The sequence below is a fragment of the Streptomyces sp. NPDC001714 genome, from assembly GCF_042892755.1.
Taxonomy (GTDB): domain Bacteria; phylum Actinomycetota; class Actinomycetes; order Streptomycetales; family Streptomycetaceae; genus Streptomyces.
In genome coordinates, this window is record NZ_JBIAUL010000014.1 from 63,296 (window position 1) to 81,846 (window position 18,551).

At 69.8% G+C, this 18,551-nt stretch carries 12 protein-coding genes, 1 tRNA gene and 1 pseudogene; 9 read left to right on the forward strand and 5 right to left on the reverse strand.

Annotated elements, in window-relative coordinates; genetic code table 11:
• Positions 1-25 precede the first annotated feature (25 nt).
• From ACFY0P_RS32290 to ACFY0P_RS32330, 9 genes and pseudogenes are all read left to right on the forward strand, one after another.
• Positions 26-1,183 carry a ricin-type beta-trefoil lectin domain protein gene (locus ACFY0P_RS32290; protein WP_388921014.1) on the forward strand — a complete coding sequence of 386 codons (1,158 nt, stop codon included), beginning with the start codon at positions 26-28 and terminating at the stop codon, positions 1,181-1,183.
• A 78-nt stretch (positions 1,184-1,261) separates the two neighbouring features.
• Positions 1,262-2,737, forward strand: a pseudogene (locus tag ACFY0P_RS32295) (endo-1,4-beta-xylanase); the annotation flags it as partial.
• Between the two features lie 350 nt (positions 2,738-3,087).
• Entirely contained in the window at positions 3,088-4,515 is a 1,428-nt protein-coding gene (locus tag ACFY0P_RS32300; RefSeq protein ID WP_388921017.1) for an arabinofuranosidase catalytic domain-containing protein, read from the forward strand.
• Between the two features lie 48 nt (positions 4,516-4,563).
• A complete protein-coding gene (locus tag ACFY0P_RS32305; protein ID WP_388921020.1) occupies positions 4,564-6,210 on the forward strand; it encodes a glycoside hydrolase family 27 protein in 1,647 nt (548 codons plus the stop codon).
• Between the two features lie 137 nt (positions 6,211-6,347).
• Entirely contained in the window at positions 6,348-7,808 is a 1,461-nt protein-coding gene (locus ACFY0P_RS32310) for an arabinofuranosidase catalytic domain-containing protein (protein WP_388921626.1), read from the forward strand.
• 74 nt (positions 7,809-7,882) lie between these two features.
• Positions 7,883-9,715, forward strand: coding sequence for an RICIN domain-containing protein (locus tag ACFY0P_RS32315; protein ID WP_388921023.1), 1,833 nt, complete (start codon positions 7,883-7,885; stop codon positions 9,713-9,715).
• 69 nt (positions 9,716-9,784) lie between these two features.
• The gene (locus tag ACFY0P_RS32320) at positions 9,785-12,193 is read left to right on the forward strand and encodes a ricin-type beta-trefoil lectin domain protein (protein ID WP_388921026.1); all 2,409 of its coding nucleotides are present in this window, start codon (positions 9,785-9,787) and stop codon (positions 12,191-12,193) included.
• A 63-nt stretch (positions 12,194-12,256) separates the two neighbouring features.
• Positions 12,257-14,239 carry an alpha-L-fucosidase gene (locus tag ACFY0P_RS32325; protein WP_388921029.1) on the forward strand — a complete coding sequence of 661 codons (1,983 nt, stop codon included), beginning with the start codon at positions 12,257-12,259 and terminating at the stop codon, positions 14,237-14,239.
• Between the two features lie 56 nt (positions 14,240-14,295).
• Positions 14,296-15,663, forward strand: a complete 1,368-nt coding sequence (locus ACFY0P_RS32330; protein ID WP_388921032.1) for a ricin-type beta-trefoil lectin domain protein — start codon at positions 14,296-14,298, stop codon at positions 15,661-15,663.
• 102 nt (positions 15,664-15,765) lie between these two features.
• Here the strand turns inward: ACFY0P_RS32330 and ACFY0P_RS32335 are convergent.
• The 5 genes from ACFY0P_RS32335 to ACFY0P_RS32355 form a co-directional block, all read right to left on the reverse strand.
• Positions 15,766-15,839, reverse strand: a tRNA-Pro gene (locus ACFY0P_RS32335).
• 117 nt (positions 15,840-15,956) lie between these two features.
• Positions 15,957-16,316, reverse strand: coding sequence for an MmcQ/YjbR family DNA-binding protein (locus tag ACFY0P_RS32340; RefSeq protein WP_388921035.1), 360 nt, complete (start codon positions 16,314-16,316; stop codon positions 15,957-15,959).
• Between the two features lie 30 nt (positions 16,317-16,346).
• Positions 16,347-16,883 (reverse strand): GNAT family N-acetyltransferase, encoded by a 537-nt coding sequence (locus ACFY0P_RS32345; protein WP_388921037.1) that lies wholly within the window; start codon positions 16,881-16,883, stop codon positions 16,347-16,349.
• Positions 16,880-17,491 carry a helix-turn-helix domain-containing protein gene (locus ACFY0P_RS32350; protein WP_388921628.1) on the reverse strand — a complete coding sequence of 204 codons (612 nt, stop codon included), beginning with the start codon at positions 17,489-17,491 and terminating at the stop codon, positions 16,880-16,882. Before ACFY0P_RS32350 ends, ACFY0P_RS32345 begins: the two co-directional genes overlap by 4 nt.
• Positions 17,492-17,552: 61 nt before the next feature.
• Positions 17,553-18,455 carry a LysR family transcriptional regulator gene (locus ACFY0P_RS32355; RefSeq protein ID WP_388921040.1) on the reverse strand — a complete coding sequence of 301 codons (903 nt, stop codon included), beginning with the start codon at positions 18,453-18,455 and terminating at the stop codon, positions 17,553-17,555.
• Positions 18,456-18,551 lie beyond the last annotated feature (96 nt).

Here is an 18,551-nt window from a genome sequence, read left to right on the forward strand (position 1 = left end):
GTCCCGCGCTCAGTGAGGAACACAGATGAAGAAGTCCAAGGCACTCCTGGCCGTCGCAGCCGTCGCACTGACGGCAGCAGTCGGCACCGGCACCGCGTTGCCCGCGGCGGCCGTCACCGGCACCGGATCACCGGCCGCCGCCGCACGGGCCGCCGCCGCGCCCACCGCCCTGCGGCTGATGCCGCTGGGCGACTCCATCACCTGGGGCGTCGGCAGCCCGTCCGGGAACGGCTACCGGGGCTTCCTGTGGAACCGGTTGGTGAACGAGGGGCATGCCCTGGACTTCGTGGGATCGGGCCGCAACGGCACGATGTCAGATCCCGACAACGAAGGCCACTCCGGCTGGCACATCGGCGAGATAGCCGGCATCGCGGACTCCGTGCTGGCCCGGTACCGGCCCAACGTGATCACCCTGGAGATCGGCACCAATGATCTGAACGGCGGCTCTCAGGCTGAACCCGCCGCCGAACGGCTCCATGCGCTCATCGACCAGATCACGGCCGACGCCCCTGACGCGACCGTCCTCGTCGGCACCGTGATCGTCTCCACCAGCGGCACCGAGGAGGCCACCCGCCCCGCGTTCAACGCCAAACTGCCCGGCATCGTCCAGGCCGAGCAGGCCGCCGGCAAGCATGTACGCCTGGTGGACATGAGCGCTCTGACCACCGCGGACCTGTCCGATTCCTTGCACCCCAACGACAACGGCTTCGGCAAGATGGCTGACGCCTTCAACGCCGGGGTCCAGGCCGCGGACGCGGCAGGCTGGATCAAGCCGCCGGTCTCCGTGGGCGAGCCGGTGCGCTCCGGGGTCGCGGGGAAGTGCCTGGACGTCAACGGCGGCAACAGCGCCAACGGAACCGCCGTGCAGATCTGGTCCTGCAACGGTGCCGACGCGCAGCTGTGGTCCGCGCGCTCGGACGGCACCTTGCGGGCGCTCGGGAAGTGCCTGGACGCCACGAGCGGCGGTACCGCCAACGGCACCAAGATCGAGATCTGGGACTGCAACGGCGGCACCAACCAACAGTGGCAGGCCTACAACGGCGGTTACCGCAACCCCGTTTCCGGCCGCTGTCTCGACGACCCCGGTGCGTCTGCCACCGACGGTACGCAACTGGTCCTGTGGGACTGCAACGGCGGATCCAACCAGCAGTGGACCGCACTGCCGGTCAGCTCGGCTCTGTGACCGGCCCGACTCGGCCCCGGCACCGGCTTGTGGTCGGTGTCCCGATCCCCCCACTACACACAAGGAGAACGATCCCTCATGCCCTGGCTCAACGCAGAGCCCCGTCCACGCAAGGCCTTGGCCCTGGCCGCCGTCCTGGCAGCCGGCACGGCTCTGGCCCTGGCCGGCCCGGCGAGCCCCGCCGCCCACGCGGCCTCCGGCACGCTGGGCGCGGCAGCGGCCGACAGCGGCCGCTACTTCGGCACGGCCGTGCCCGCCGCCAAGCTCGGCGACTCGACGTACTCCACGATTCTCGACCGGGAATTCAACATGATCACCCCGGAGAACGAGATGAAGTGGGACACCACCGAACCGTCCCGCGGCAACTTCAACTTCGGGCCCGGCGACCAGATCGTCAACCACGCCGCCGCGCACGGACAGCGGATGCGCGGGCACACCCTCGTCTGGCACTCCCAGCTCCCGTCCTGGGTCAGCTCCATCAGGGACGCGAACACCCTGCGCGGCGTGATGGACAACCACATCACCACCGAGATGAACCACTTCAAGGGCAAGATCTACGCCTGGGACGTGGTCAACGAGGCGTTCGCCGACAACGGCAGCGGCCAGCACCGCAGTTCGGTGTTCCAGGACGTGCTGGGCAACGGCTTCATCGAGGAGGCGTTCCGCACCGCGCGGACGGCCGACCCGGCGGCCAAGCTCTGCTACAACGACTACAACATCGAGAACTGGAGCGACGCCAAGACCCAGGGCGTCTACAACATGGTGCGCGACTTCAAGTCGCGCGGCGTGCCCATCGACTGCGTCGGCTTCCAGTCCCACTTCGGCACCGGCGGTCCGCCCGCGAGCTTCCAGACCACGCTGTCGAACTTCGCCGCGCTCGGCGTCGACGTACAGATCACCGAGCTGGACATCGCCCAGGCGTCACCGACGGCATACTCCAACACCATCAAGGCATGCATGAACGTCGCGCGTTGCACCGGCATCACCGTGTGGGGCATCCGGGACAACGACTCCTGGCGCAGCGGCGAGAACCCGCTGCTGTTCGACAACAACGGCAACAAGAAGCCCGCCTACGACGCGGTCCTGTCCGCGCTGGGCGGCGGCGGTTCGGGGAACCCGGGCGGCGGCATCGTCTCGGGCCAGGTGTACCAGGTGAGCGTGGCCTCCGCGGGGCGGGTGCTGGACGTGCCCAGCGGGCAGACCGGGAACGGCACCCCGGTGCAGGTCTGGGACGCCAACGGGAGCGCCGCGAACCAGCAGTGGCGGGCGAACCAGAACAGCGACGGCTCGTACACGCTGACCAACATCGCCAGTGGGCGGGTGCTGGACGAGCCCGGTGGCCAGACCGGCAACGGCACACGGATGACGATCTGGGACAACAACGGCGGCGCGAACCAGCACTGGCGGGCGAGCCGGAACGGCGACGGGTCCTACACCCTGACCAATGCCGCGTCCGGCCGGGCGCTGGAGGTCCCCGCGGGGCAGACCGCCAACGGGAGCCCCGTCCAGGTCTGGGACTCCAACGGCGGCGCCAACCAGCACTGGAACTTCAGGTGAGGCGACCGGCACCCGACGCTCGCACCTGATCCCCCGACGAACGCCGCGTCCGGCACTCCTGGTCGTCGCCGGACGCGGGTTTCGGCTGCCCTAAGAGCGGCCCGACCAGGGAAAACATGGGATGGATCGCGCTCCGGAAGACTCGGAAACTTCTATTGACAGGCCCATGACCCTATGGGATCACTATGCGACATGGGATGTCTGAGTGTTCCCTGTGCGTGCACGGCACTCTTCGTCCCCTCCCTCCCCCGCATAGCCGAGGACACAGAATGCAGCCTCCATCCGCTCCGCACCGCAGCCCCGCGGCTCGTGCGTCACGCTTACCGGCCGCGGCCGCCGTATCCGTGATGGCGCTGCTGGCCATGTTGCTGGCGACCGCGCCGACCTGGTCGGCGCCGACGTCCGCGGCAGCCCTGGTGAGTTCGGCGTCGGGGCGGTGCCTGGACGTCGAGGGCAACGTCGACACACCGGACACGGGGCTGGAGATCTGGGACTGCAACGACCAGGCCAACCAGGCGTTCGAGTTCACGGCGGCGGGTGAGCTGAGGACGATGAACGGCACCCGGTGCGTGGACGCCTACGACACCCGGACGGCTCCCGGAGCCCCGGTGGTCATCCGGGGGTGCGACGGGCGGGCGACCCAGGTCTGGCGACAGAACTCCGACGGGTCCGTCACCGGAGTCGCCTCCGGATTCTGCCTGGACGTGAGTGGGGCGGGAACGGCCGACGGCACCGCGGTCATCCTGTGGACCTGCAACGGACAGAGCAACCAGAAGTGGACCACGTCGACACCTCCGCCTCCGACCGGTGGGACGGGCCCGTGCGACATCTACGCCGCGGGCGGTACGCCGTGCGTCGCCGCGCACAGCACCGTGCGGGCGCTCTACGGTTCGTACAACGGTTCCCTCTACCAGGTCAGGCGCGCCTCGGACAACGCCACCAGGGACATCGGCGTCCTGGCGGCGGGCGGCTTCGCCGACGCGGCGGCGCAGGACGCGTTCTGCGCGGGCACCTCGTGCGTGATCACGGTCGTCCGCGACCAGTCCGGACACGGAAACGACCTGTGGTACCAGGGATCGGCCCAGGTCCCGGGGTCGAGTCAGAGCAGTCCCGCGAAAGCGACGTCCGAGTCGCTGACGGCCGGCGGCACCAAGGCGTACTCGCTGTACATCAACCCCGGCAACAGCTACTGGCGGGACGGCCATCTGACGGGCGTGCCGACCGGTGCCGCACCCGAAGGGGCGTACATGGTGACCAGCGGCACCCACGTCAACAACGGCTGCTGCTTCGACTACGGCAACAGCGAGACGACCAGGAAGGCCGACGCCGCCGGGGCGATGGACGCGATCAACTTCGGCACCGAGTGCTGGTTCGGCGGCTGTTCGGGCAGCGGCCCCTGGGTGCAGGCCGATCTCGAATGGGGCCTGTACCCCGGCGGCAGCCAGTCCTGGAACCCCAACCAGCGGGCGTTTCCGAGCAAGTTCGTCACCGCGATGCTGAAGAACAACGGCACGTCGAGGTTCGCCCTCAAGGGCGGCAACGCCCAGTCCGGCAGCCTGACCACCCTGTGGGACGGCGGGCTGCCCGGCGGATACAGCCCCATGAAGAAGCAAGGGGCCATCGTGCTGGGCAGCGGCGGCGACTGCTGCAAGCCCGGCGGCGGCGCCAACCTGAGCGCCGGCACCTTCTACGAGGGAGCCATGGTCACCGGCTACCCCTCCGACGCGACCGACAACGCGGTACAGGCCGACATCACCGCCGCCGGCTACCGCTGACCCGCACCCAGCTCCCCAACTCGCTCCAGGAGTCGATGACTTATGCCCATGAACACTGCGAGAGCCAGGCATCCCCGGTCGCTGCCCCCGCTGCGCTCCCTGCGCAGAACCCTCGCGCTGGCCTTCTCGGCCGTGCTGCTCACCGCGACCGCCCCCCTCCTCTCCCTCGGCACGGCAGGGCCCGCCGCCGCACTCGGCAACGGGCTCGCGCCGACCCCGCAGATGGGCTTCAACGACTGGAACGCCTACGGCTGCAACGTCTCCGAGTCGCTGATCAAGTCCACCGCGCAGGCGATGCACACCAACGGCATGCAGGCGGCCGGCTACACGTACGTCAACATCGACGACTGCTGGATGACCCAGAGCCGGGACTCCGGCGGCCACCTGGTGCCGGACCCGGCGAAGTTCCCCGACGGCATCAAGGGCACCGCGGACTACGTGCACTCGCTGGGGCTGAAGCTGGGGATCTACGAGGACGCGGGCACCGCGACCTGCGCGGGATACCCGGGCAGTCTGGGCCACGAGACCACGGACGCGCAGTCGTTCGCGGCATGGGGCGTCGACTACCTGAAGTACGACAACTGCAACAACACCGGCGTGCCGGCGCGCACCCGGTACACCGCGATGCGGGACGCCCTGGCGGCCACCGGACGGCCGATCCTGTACAGCCTGTGCAACTGGGGCCAGGAGAACGTGTGGACCTGGGGCGCGGACGTCGGCAACAGCTGGCGCACCACCGGGGACATCAGCCCGACCTTCTCCAGCATGCTGTCGATCTTCCACAGCAACGTGGGACTGGCCTCCTACGCGGGCCCCGGCCACTGGAACGACCCGGACATGCTGGAGGTCGGCAACGGCTCGATGACGGCCACCGAGAGCCGCAGCGAGTTCAGTCTGTGGGCGGAGATGGCCGCACCGCTGATCGCGGGCACCAACATCCCCTCGGCCAGTGCCTCCACCCTGTCCGTCCTGACCAACTCCCGGGTGATCGCGGTCGACCAGGACTCCCTCGGCAAGCAGGGGACCATGGTGTCCTCCTCGGGCGGCCTGGACGTGCTGGCCAAGCCGCTCGCCAACGGGGACGTGTCGGTGGCCCTGTTCAACGAGACGGGCTCCACCGCGACCATCACCACAACCGCTTCGGCGATCGGGAAGACCGGGGCGTCCGCCTACACCCTCACCGACCTGTGGTCGGGCGCGTCCTCGACCACCTCCGGCACCATCAGCGCCTCGGTACCGGCGCACGGCACGGTCATGTACCGGGTCGCGGGCGGCACCAGCGGTGGCGGCGGCACCGGCGTGACCGGCCCGCTGCACGCGGTCGGCGCGGGCAAGTGCCTGGACGTGCCGAACTCCACCACGACCGCGGGCACCCAGGTGGAGATCTGGAGCTGCAACGGCGGCGCCAACCAGACCTGGACGCACACCACCTCCAACCAGCTCACCGTCTACTCCGGCAGCGGTCAGATGTGCCTGGACGCCTACAACAACCAGACCGCACCGGGGACGAAGGTGGAGATCTGGCAGTGCAACGGCCAGAGCAACCAGCAGTGGACGCTGAACTCCGACGGCACGATCACCGGCGCCCAGTCCGGTCTGTGCCTCGACGTCACCGGCGGGGCCACGGCTGACGGAACCCTCGCCCAGCTGTGGACCTGCAACGGCGGCAGCGGCCAGCGGTGGACGCTGGGATGACCCCGTCCTCCCCACGGCCACCGGCAGCTTCGGTGCCGCCGTACGGCGGCACCGCCACCCAGGAGGTCTCCTTGCCCGGATCAGCAACCGATCGCCGACGAAGGCGTTTCCCGGCCGTGCTCCTGATCGCCCTGGCGATGGCCCTGGCCGCGCTCGGGACACCCTCGTTCGCCACCTCCGCGAGGACCGGCACACCCGCCGCCGTCCACGCGCCCGTGCCCGCGGCGGACGCGTCGCTCCCGTGCGACCTCTACGCGGCGGGCGGTACGCCGTGCGTCACGGCGCACGCCACCACGAGGGCACTCTTCGCGGCGTACAACGGGCCGCTGTACCAGATCCAGCGGTCCTCCGACCACAGCTACCGCGACATCGGGGTGCTCGCTCCGGGCGGGTACGCCGACGGCGCCTCCCAGGTGTCGTTCTGCGCGGGCACGTCGTGCACGATCACGAAGATCTACGACCAGACCACCAGGCACAACGACATGCCGATCTCCTGGGGCGGCTACTGGAAGGGCCCGGGTCCGAACGGATCCGACGTCGGGGCGGACGCCATGGCCCTGCCGGTGACCGCGGCCGGTCACCAGGTGTTCGGTGTCAAGGTCACCCCGGGTGTCGGTTACCGGCTCGACCACGCGAACGGCGTGCCCACCGGCGCCCAGCCCGAGGGCATCTACATGGTGACCTCGTCGAACTACACGAGCCAGTGGTGCTGCTTCGACTACGGCAGCGGCGAGAACTCCCACACGGACACCGGCAACGCCACCATGAACGCCATCTACTGGGGCACCGCCTGCTGGTTCGGCGGCTGCACGGGCAGCGGCCCTTGGGTCGAGGCCGACCTGGAGAACGGCATGTTCCACACCAACACCGGCTCCAACAAGGACCCGAACAACCCCGGCGTGCACTATCCGTTCGTCAGCGCGTGGCTGAAGAACAACGGCACCAGCAACTTCACCCTCAAATACGGCAACGGCACGAGCGGCGGCCTGACCACCACCTTCTCCGGTCCGCTGCCGAACGGCTACTCGCCGATGAAGGTCGACAGTTCGGTCCTGCTCGGCACCGGGGGCGACAACAGTCCCAATGGCGTGGGCGAGTTCTTCGAAGGCGCGATGACGGCGGGCTACCCCTCCGACGCCACCGAGAACGCCGTACAGGCCGCCGTCACCGCCGCCGGCTACGGCACGGGAAGCGGTAGCGGCACGACGGGTGCCGTGCATGCGATGGGTGCGGCCAAGTGTCTCGACGTGCCGGGCGCATCCACGACGGCGGGTACGCAGCCGCAGATCTGGGACTGCAACGGCGCGGTGAACCAGACGTGGACCGCGACCGCGTCCCACCAGCTCACCGTGTACTCCGGCAGCCGCCAACTGTGCCTGGACGCCTACAACAAGGGCACCAGTCCGGGCACGAAGGTCATCACCTGGCCCTGCAACGGCCAGACCAACCAGCAGTGGAACCTCAACGCCGACGGCACCGTCACCAGTGCCCAGTCCGGCCTGTGTCTGGACGTGACCGGCGCCGCCACCGCCAACGGCAGCCTCGTACAGCTGTGGACCTGCAACGGCGGATCCAACCAGAAGTGGTCGCTGAGCTGACCTGAGCTGACCCGATGAATCGCTGTATCGCCGAATCGCTGTATCGCTGAACCCCTGGCCCATAGGAGGTCCGTATGAGGACGCGAGCGAGGGACCGCCGTGTGCTGCTCGCCGTCGGCGTCGTGTTGGCGTTCGTGCTGCAACTGCTGTCGGCGGCCGGGAGCCGTGCCGCCGCGGGCGAGGCGCTGAGCGTGAACCTGGCGTCGACGCGAGGCCCGTCGACCGGTGTGGGTGAGGGGTTTCTCTACGGCTTCACCCAGGACGGCAGCCAACCCGTGGACCAGTTCATCCAGCCGCTGGGGATCAACGCCTTCCGCGGCGGGGGCTGGTTCTCCGGCGGCTGGATCAAGGACAACTACCAGTACGGTGCGGCCAGTCGGGCCGACGTCGACTCGATCATCGCGCAGGCGAAACGGCTGACCCGGCCGCCGTACCACGCGCAGTACCAGGTGCTCGTCAGTGACATCTACGGCGCGAACGGCGGCCAGCCGTCCAACACGACGTACCCGTGCGACAACGGCAACTGCGGGAACTGGGTCAGCTTCATCGACTCCACCGTGGGAGCGCTCCAGGCGTCGGGACTGAAGTTCTCCTACGACATCTGGAACGAGCCCGACATCTCCTACTTCTGGACCCGGGGTGTCAACAGCGCCCAGTACTTCCAGATGTGGGACACCGCCTACCGGGAGATCCGGCGCATCGCCCCCGACGCGCAGATCGTGGGACCGTCCCTCGCGTTCACCCCGCAGCGCAACCCGGGTGAATGGCAGACCTGGCTCGCGCACGTGAAGGCGGCCGGGACGGTGCCGGACATGATCACCAACCATGACGAGGGCGACGTCGACGACCCCGTCACCGTCGCGCAGTCCCTCAACAGTGCGCTCAGCTCGGCGGGCATCGGGGCGCGGCCGCTGTCCGCCAACGAGTACCAGCCCGCCGACCGGCAGACCGCCGGGGTGACGGCCTGGTACCTGGCGCGGTTCGCGCAGTCCGGGTACGCCAACGCCATGCGCGGCAACTGGGTGTGCTGCGTCACCCCCAACCTGACGGGAGTCCTCACCCAGAGCGGGGGCAGCTGGCAGCCGACCGGCAACTGGTGGGCGCTTCGGGACTACGCCGACATGACGGGCACCCTCGTCGACACCTCCGGCCAGGTCGGCTCGACGGCCATCGCCGCTTCCGAGGACTCCGCCGCCGGGCGCGCGGTGGCCGTCATCGGCGACTCCAACGGCTACACCGGCGCCGCATCGGTGACCTTCAACGGGCTGTCGTCCGTCCCGTGGCTGACGAACGCCGGCAGCGTCCACGTCACCGTGCACCGCATCCCGGACCAGGCGCCGCTCGCCGCCCCACAGACCGTGTACGACCAGAACGTCAGCACCTCCGGCGGCTCGGTCACCGTGCCGTTCACGTTCCAGAGCGCGCACGACGCCTTCGCCGTCCATCTCACCCCGGCAACGTCCGGCGGCGGGAGCTTCCCGGACGGCTACCACCAGCTCGTGGTCGCGAGCGACCAGTTGTGCCTTGACGTGTACGGCAACTCCGGCACCGCGGGCGCCGCGATCGACCAGTGGACCTGCAACGGGCAGAGCAACCAGCAGTTCCGGTTCGTGCCGGCCTCGGACGGCTACGGCGAACTGCGCACCCAGAGCTCCGGCCAGGACGTGGCGGTCGCCGGCGGCTCCACGGCGGCGGGCACCCCGGACATCGTCCAGCAGGCCCCCGGCACGGCGGCGAACGCCCTCTGGCTGCCCGTGCGCCAGTCCGACGGGACCTACGCCTTCCAGAACCGCAACAGCGGTCTGTGCCTGGACGTCTACGGCGCCGGCGGCACCGCGGGACAGCAACTGGACCAGTGGCAGTGCAAGAACGCGCCGGGCACCAACCAGGACTTCGCCGTCCGCTGATACATACCGCACCCGACGCGGACCCCACCGACCGCGAACCCCACCGACCTGCGAAAGGAACCCCCCACCGTGTCAGCATTCAGACGGCTGTTACGGCGCCTGCGCGCCTCGACGGCCGTGCTCGCGGGCCTCGTCCTGGCCGCCGGCGGCCTCGTCGGCACGGCCGCCGCCACGGCCCACGCCGCCACCTCCATCACCGTCAACGGCGCGTCCGGCGGACGGACCTTCGACGGCGTCGGCGCGATCAGCGGCGGAGGCGGCAACAGCAGACTCCTGATCGACTACCCCGAGCCCGAACGCGGCCAGGTCCTCGACTACCTCTTCAAGCCCGGTTACGGCGCCTCCCTGCAGATCCTCAAGGCCGAGATCGGCGGAGACACCAACTCCACCTCGGGAGCCGAGCCCAGCCACCAGCACACCCGCTCCGACCTGAACTGCGACCGCGGCTACGAATGGTGGCTGATGGAGCAGGCCAAGGCCCGCAACCCGAACATCAAGCTGTACGGCCTCGCCTGGGGCGCTCCCGGCTGGATCGGCGGCGGGAACTTCTGGTCCACCGACATGGTCAACTACCTGGTCTCATGGCTGGGTTGCGCCAAACAGCACGGCCTCACCATCGACTACCTCGGCGGCTGGAACGAGCGCGGCTACAACATCTCCTGGTACGAGCAGTTGCGCAGCGCGCTCAACTCCAACGGCTACGGCAGCGTCAAGATCGTAGCGGCCGACTCGGACTGGAACGTGGCGGGCGACGTCAACTCCAACCCGGCGTTCGCCGCCGCGGTGAGCGTCATCGGCACGCACTACCCCTGCGGCTACCGCTCCTCCCAGTCCAACTGCTCGGTTCCGTCGGCCGCCACGTCGTCCGGAAAGTCTCTGTGGGCGAGCGAGAACGGCTCCGACGACTACAACGCGGGAGCGTCGGCCATGGCCCGCGGGATCAACCGCGGATACATCGACGGCCGCATGACCGCGTACCTCAACTGGCCGGTGGTCGCGGCGATCACGCCCAACCTGCCGTATCCCACCATGGGGCTCGCGCTGGCCTCGCAGCCCTGGTCCGGCCACTACGCGATCGGCAAGAACACCTGGGTGATGGCGCACACCAGCCAGTTCACAGCCCCGGGCTGGAAGTACCTCGACGCCTCCAGCGGCTACATCGGCGGCAACCGGAACAACGGCAGCTACGTCTCGCTGAAGTCCCCGAACAACTCCGACTACTCCACGGTCATCGAGACCATGGACGCCGGCAGCGCCCAGACTCTGAACTTCGACGTCACCGGAGGGCTGTCCACCGGAGCCGTCCACGTCTGGTCGACCGACGTCAACTCCGGCAACCAGGCCGACTACTTCGTGCACGCCACGGACATCACCCCGTCCGGCGGCGGCTTCAGCCTGACCGTGCAGCCCCATCACGTCTACACCCTGACCACCACGACCGGCCAGGGCAAGGGCACTGCCACCGGCCCCGCCCAGGGCACGATGAGCATGCCGTACAGCGACTCCTTCGACGGCTACGCCACCGGCACCGAGGCGAAGTACCTCTTGGACTGGCAGGGCGCCTTCGAGGTGGCGGCCTGCGGCGGCGGCCGCAGCGGCAAGTGCGTGCGCCAGATGAGCCCGCAGAAACCGATCACCTGGGACGCGCTGTCCGACCCGCACGCCCTGCTCGGTGACACCGGCTGGAGCAACTACACAGTCTCGTCCGACGTGTTGCTGGAACAGCCGGGATACGCCGAGCTGATAGGGCGCGCGGGCGGCCAGGACTACAGCAGCACCGGAGGACTGAACGCCTACCACCTGCGGGTCAGCGACACCGGTGCCTGGTCGATCCTGAACTCCGACACCAATGGCAATGTCTCCACCCTCGCCCACGGCAATACCGCGGCACTGGGCACCAACCGGTGGCACACCCTGGCGCTGGCCTTCTCCGGCACCACCCTCACCGCCGTCGTCGACGGTTCCACGGTCGGTTCCGTCAGCGACCGCACCTGGGCCTCCGGACAGGTCGGCTACGCGACCAGCCAGGGCGAGACGGCACAGTTCGACAACCTGTCCCTCACCCCCGGCAGCGGCGGACCCGGCGGCGGCACGACCGCGGCGATCGTCGGGGCAGGCTCCGGCCGGTGCGTGGACGTGCCGAACCAGTCGCAGACGTCCGGCACCCAGGTGGAGCTGTGGGACTGCAACGGCGGCAGCAACCAGCAGTGGACGAGCACCCCCGCCGGTGAACTGCGGGTCTACGGCAACGCCTGCCTGGACGCCTCGGGCGGCGGCACCAGCCCCGGCACCAAGGTCGACATCTGGACCTGCGACGGCGGCGGCAACCAGCAGTGGACGCTCAACACCGACGGCACGATCACCGGCGCCCAGTCCGGCCTGTGCCTGGACGCCACCGGCGCGGGAACGGCCAACGGCACGCTGCTGGAGCTGTGGACCTGCAGCGGCGGCAGCAACCAGAAGTGGGCGCGCAACTGAACTGATCCGGTGCCCTGTGAGATCTGCGAACACCCACCCCGTCAATGACGCCGAGAGGTCCGCATGACTTCCTCACCCCTTCCGATCAGCCGCCGCCGGCTGCTGGCGGCGGCCGGCGCGGCCACGGCCCTCGGCCTGCTGCGGTTCGCCCCCGAGGCCGCCGCGACCGACGGCCCCACGAGCTACACCGCGAGCTGGCCCTCCGTGGACCAACACCCCCCGGCTCCGGCCTGGTTCAAGGACGCCAAGTTCGGCATCTACTACCACTGGGGCGTCTTCAGCGTCCCCGCGTTCGGCAACGAGTGGTACCCGCGCAACATGTACGTGGGCGGCTCGGCCGAGAACCAGCACCACATCGCCACCTACGGCGACCCCTCGGCGTGGCCGTACAACAACTTCATCGACGGAGCCCGCGACAAGGCGGGCAACTTCGTGCAGTTCGCCCCCAAGCTCGCCTCGCAGGGCGGCCGTTGGGACCCGGACGCCTGGGCGCGGCTGTTCAAGGCCGCGGGCGCGCGGTTCGCAGGCCCGGTCGCCGAGCACCACGACGGCTTCTCCATGTGGAACAGCCGCGCCAACCCGTGGAACTCCGTCCAGCACGGCCCCCGACTCGACCTCGTGGGGCTGCACGCGCAGGCCATCCGAGGGCAGGGCCTGAAGTTCATGGCGTCCCTGCACCACGCCTACCACTTCAACGGCTACTACGACCACGTGCCGTCCCAGTCGGACCCGGCCCTGCGCGTCCTCTTCGGCCAGCAGGGCTCGGCCGCGGAGAACAAGCTCTGGTACGACAAGCTGGTCGAGGTCATCGACACCTACCAGCCGGACCTGCTCTGGCAGGACTTCGACCTGAACCTGGTACAGGAGTCCTACCGGCTCCAGTTCCTCGCGCACTACTACAACCAGGCCGTCTCCTGGAACAAGGACGTGGCCGCGACCTACAAGGACGGCCTCGACAACAAGGGCGAGGTCTTCGACTTCGAGCGCGGCGGCCCGGCCGGACTGCTCACCCCCTACTGGCTGACCGACGACAGCATCTCCTCCTCCAGCTGGTGCTACACGGTGGGGATCGGCTACTACTCGACGCAGGCACTGCTGCACTCGCTGATCGACCGCGTCAGCAAGGGCGGCACCATGCTGCTGAACATCGCCCCGATGGCCGACGGCACCATCCCCTCCGGACAGCAGTCGATCCTGCTCGCCATGGGCGACTGGCTCGGCCGCTTCGGAGAGGCGATCTACGGCACCCGCTCCTGGACCAGTTACGGCGAGGGCCCCACGCCGATGGGCGGTGGCTCGTTCAGCGGCCCGGTGGCCGGCACTCCGAAGGACATCCGGTTCACCCGCAGCCAGGACAACAAGGTGCTCTACGCCACCACGCTGGGCTGGCAGGGCGGCACCACGACCATCACGACGCTGAACTCCAACCGGATCAACCTCAGCAGCCTGACCGGCGCTCAACTGCTCGACAACGCGGCCGGCACCTACGTCAACCTGCCCACCCCGACGCAGGACGGCAGCGGCCTTCATCTGGCCATGCCCTCGTCGAACCCGCCGTTCAGCGCACTGGCGTACACGGTCAAGCTCACCTTCTCCGGTGAGATTCCCGTCCTGGGCGCACCGGGCGGCTCGACGACCTGGGTGAAGATCGCCAACGTGACCAGCGGGCTGGTGCTCGACAGCGGGGGCAACGTCGCCGCCGGCTCCAACCTCAAGCAGTGGAACTACGACGGCAGCGCCAACCTGCAGTGGCAGTTGATCGACCTCGGCAACGGCTACTACCGCATCATCAACCGCACCAACGGCATGGCCGCCGACAGCTGGGGCAACTCCGCCAACGGTGCTCCCGCCCGGCAGGAGGCGTGGAACGGGGGCAACAACCAGCAGTGGTCGCTGGTCGGCCTCGGCGGCGACCGCTACCAGATCGTCAACCGCGGCACCGGCACCGCGCTCGACGGCAGCGGCAGCACCGCGGTGGGCTCGACCGCGGTGCTGTGGACGCCGAACTCCAGCACCAACAACGCATGGACCATCACCGGCGTGTGAGCCGCCCCGGTGACCGACGCGCCCTGTCCAACCCCCCACCACGGAAGAAGGAGCGCATGAAACGCACACCACTCCTGACGTCCATCGCGGCTGCGTTACTTCTCGTCCTGTCGGCCGCGGGCTCCTCGTTCGGCAGCGGCCCCGGGACGCCCGCGTCGACCACGACTCCCGGCGCCCTCAGTGCGACCGCCGGCTGCGGCAAGGCCCCGGCCCTGACCAGTGGCACCCACACGATCCAGAGCGGCGGCCAGACGCGCAGTTACATCCTGCGGGTCCCGGCCGGCTACGACAACAACCACCCCTACCGGCTGATCTTCGGCTTCCACTGGCGGGGCGGCACGGCCAACGACGTCGACTCGGGCGGAACGGACGGATACAACTGGTCCTACTACGGCCTGCGGCGCCTGGCGGACAACGCGGGCAACGCGGGCAACGCGGGCAACGCGGGCAACGGCACGATCTTCGTCGCCCCCCAGGGCAACGGCAACGGCTGGGCCAATCCCGGCGGCCAGGACGTGGCCTTCGTCGACGCCATGGTCAGCCAGATCGAAGCAGGTCTGTGCGTCGACACCACCCAGTTGTTCTCCGCGGGCTTCAGCTACGGCGGTGCCATGTCCTACGCCCTCGCCTGCTCCCGGGCGACGGTCTTCCGTGCGGTCGCGGTCTACTCCGGCGCGAACCTCAGCGGGTGCGACGGCGGCAACCAGCCCATCGCCTACATGGGTCTGCACGGCCTCAGGGACAACGTGCTGCCCATCCAGTCGGGACGGGACCTGCGCGACACCTTCGTCCGGAACAACGGCTGCACCCCGCAGAACCCGCCCGAGCCGGCCTACGGAAGCCTGACGCACATCATCACCACCTACTCCGGATGCAGGTCCGGATACCCCGTCGTCTGGGCCGCGTTCGACGGAGCGGGCCATGACCCCGGTCCCATAGACGGTTCCACCGGTGACGGCTGGCGCACCTGGACGTCGGCAGCGGTGTGGCAGTTCTTCACACAGTTCGGCTCGAACCAGCCGCCGCCACCGCCCTCCGGCAACCAGGAGATCGTCGGGCAGCAGTCGGGGCGCTGCCTGGACATCAACAACTCCACGACGGCCAACGGCACGCAGGCACAACTGTGGGACTGCAACGGCGGCTCCAACCAACGGTGGACCTACAGCACCGGAAAGCAGCTGACGGTCTACGGCACCAAGTGCCTGGGCGTCGGCCAGTCCGCGGGCAACGGCACCCCCGCGGCGATCTGGGACTGCACCGGGCAGCCGGACCAGCAATGGAACGTCAATCCCGACGGCACGATCACCGCAGCGCAGTCGGGACTCTGCCTGGACGCCAACGGCCAGGGGACCGTGAACGGAACGAAAGTCCAGCTGTGGAACTGCACGGGCGGCGCGAACCAGCACTGGCGGCTCGAGAACTGACCACCGGGGCCAGGCGCCTCGGTGCCCGAGGTCTCACCAAAAATGATCAAGAGGCCATGCCGGATTGCTCCGACATGGCCTCTGACCTGCGACTTCGTAAAGTCGGGACGACAGGATTTGAACCTGCGACCCCTTGACCCCCAGTCAAGTGCGCTACCAAGCTGCGCCACGTCCCGGTGCCGTTTGACCTGGGGTTTCCCCGGGCGAAACGTGCAGGGAAACAATACCGCACTCGGCTCGGTGGTCGCGCACGCCTTTTGCCCCGGCCGGCCGCGACGGTGCGGATGGGGTGATCACTTTCCGTCCGGCAGCCCCAACGCCGGGTAGGAGTCGAGCAGTCGGGGCGGGGCCGCCTGCCGCCAGGAGTCGGCGAGGATGTCGCGCAGCTCGCCCTCGTCCTCCAGCGCGGCGAGCCGGACCCGGACCCAGGCGAACTGGGCCTCGTGGTCGGCGATCCAGAACTTGCCCGGCTCGGCGAGCACCAGTTCGTCGCGCTCCTCCTTGGGGCAGCGCACGGCGATGGAGGTCTCGTCCTCGGGCAGCGTGGCGAACATCTTCCCGGCGACCCGGAACGTGGGCATGCTCCAGGCGATCTTCTCGCTGGTGTCCGGCAGGGACAGGGCGACACGGCGTACGTCTTCGGCTTCCGGCATGCCCCGAACCGTAGCCCCTGCCACCGACAGTCACCTGGCCGGAGCGCCCACGTGCTTGTAGTAGAGGGTCGTCGGGCGCAGCACCCCGGCGGGGTCGAGGGCGTAGTCGGGGATGACGCCGGCGCGGGTCCAGCCGGCCGAGCGGTAGAGGTGCTCGGCGGCGCTGTCCGTCTCGGTGTCCAGATGGAGCAGGGTGATCCCGGCGGCGGCCGCGGCCTCCTCGGCGACGGCCAGCAGCCCGCGTCCGATGCCCTGACCCCGGGCGTCGCGGTGGACCATCAGCTTCACCAGCTCGGCGCGGTGCGGGCTGTTGGGTTTGCCGGGGTAGGGGAAGGCGAGGCCGACCGTGCCGACGGTCCGGCCGGCGCCGTCCAGCGCGGCCCAGACGGCGAGTCGGCCGGCGGCCACGGCGGCCGCCCGCTCCCGCCACCAGGCGACGGCCTGCTCCCGCTCGAAGGGGGCGAGGAAGCCGACGGACGCCCCACCGTTCACCGTGTCGGCCAGCAGCTCGGCCAACTCCCCCACATGTTCCTGCAGTTGATCCGCTTCCAGCCGCAGGGTCCTCACGGCCGCACCACCGCCAGCACGTACCGCGCCTCCCCCGGCCCGGCACACCGGAACCGCGTCGGCCCCCACACCCGCAGCCGCAGGCAGTCGCCGCGGTCCAGGAGGTGCTCGGCCCCCTCCGCCGTCACGGCCAGGCTCCCGTCGAGCACCCAGATGTGCTGCTCCAGGCCGGGCACGGGCGGGCGGTCGTAGGCGATGTCCGCCCCCGCCGCGAGGCGGCCCTCGACGAGTTCGCCGCGCAGTCCGCCGTGCGGCGGTGACACGGACCGGCGTACGAAGCCGGAGGCACGGTCCTCCCACACCTGCTGTTCGGCGGCGCGCAGCACGGGCGCGGGTTCCGCCTCGACCTCGCTGAGCAGCTGGGACATGGTCCGGCCGTAGACGTTGCAGAGGCGGTTGAGGAGGGCTGCCGTGGGGCTGGTCTCGGCCCGTTCGGCCCGGGACAGGGTGGACTTGCTGACCCCGGTGCGCTCCGCCAACTCGCCCAGGGACCAGCCGTGTTCGGTCCGCAGTTCGGCGAGGCGGCTGCCGAGGCGGGCGTCGACGGGGTCGGGGGCGGCGAGACCGGGGACGCCGGGCTCGGGGACCTCGGGTTGGGGGGCGGCCATCTCGACTTGTTTCATATCCGGGACGATATCCCTGATGTGAAACGCCAGTGTCAAGGAAGGCTCACAGGCGGGCCGCCTCGCCCAGGGCCGTCAGCACCGGACGGATCAGCGGATGGTCCTCGGCTCCGCGTCGTACGGCCGCGAAGACGCGGCGGGTCGGAGCGACGCCGTCCACGGGGCGTACGACCACGCCGGTCAGGTCCATGCCGCGGAGCGCCGAGCGCGGGACGAGGGCCACGCCCGCGTCGGCCGCGGCCAGCGCCACCACGGCACGGAAGTCGTCGGAGGAGTGTTCGAGGCGGGGCTGGAAGCCGGCGCTCTCGCAGGCCAGGACGACCACGTCGTGGCAGGGGTTGCCGGGATAGGGGCCGATCCAGGTGTCCTTGGCCAGTTCGGCGAGGGGGACCTCGGAGGCCTCGGCCAGCCGGTGGTGGAGCGGGACGACGGAGTCGAACGGCTCGGCGTACAGCGGCACGTGCGTGAGCCGGGGGTCGTCGGCGGGCGGGGCCCCTCGGTACTCGACGGCGACCGCGACGTCGACCTGCCGGTCCAGGACCATCGGGAGGCTGGCGTCGCCCTCGGCGTCCTGGACGCGGATGCGGATGCCGGGGGCGGTGCGGGCCAGGTGGGCCACGGCCGGGGCGACCACCTGGGCGATGCCGGTGGCGAAGGCGGCGACGGTGACCGTGCCTGCCTCGCCGGAGCCGTACGCGGCCAGCTCGGCCTCGGCCCGCTCCAGCTGGGCGAGGACCGCGTTGGTGTGGGCGAGCAGGATCTCGCCGGCCGCGGTCAGCCGTACCCCCTTGGCGCTGCGCTCGACGAGGCGGTGGCCGGTCTCCTGCTCGAGGGCCGCCAGCTGCTGGGAGACGGCCGAGGGGGTCAGATACAGCGCGGCGGCAGCCGCCGTCACCGTGCGGTGGTCGGCCACCGCACGGAGGATGTGGAGCCGCCGCGCTTCGATCATGAGGTCGATTATCGCAATATGTCGGAGCCGCTCGGACCGGCGGAGCCGTTCGAGCCGTCGGCTCCGCTCAGCCCGCCGATTCCGTTCGCCTGCCGG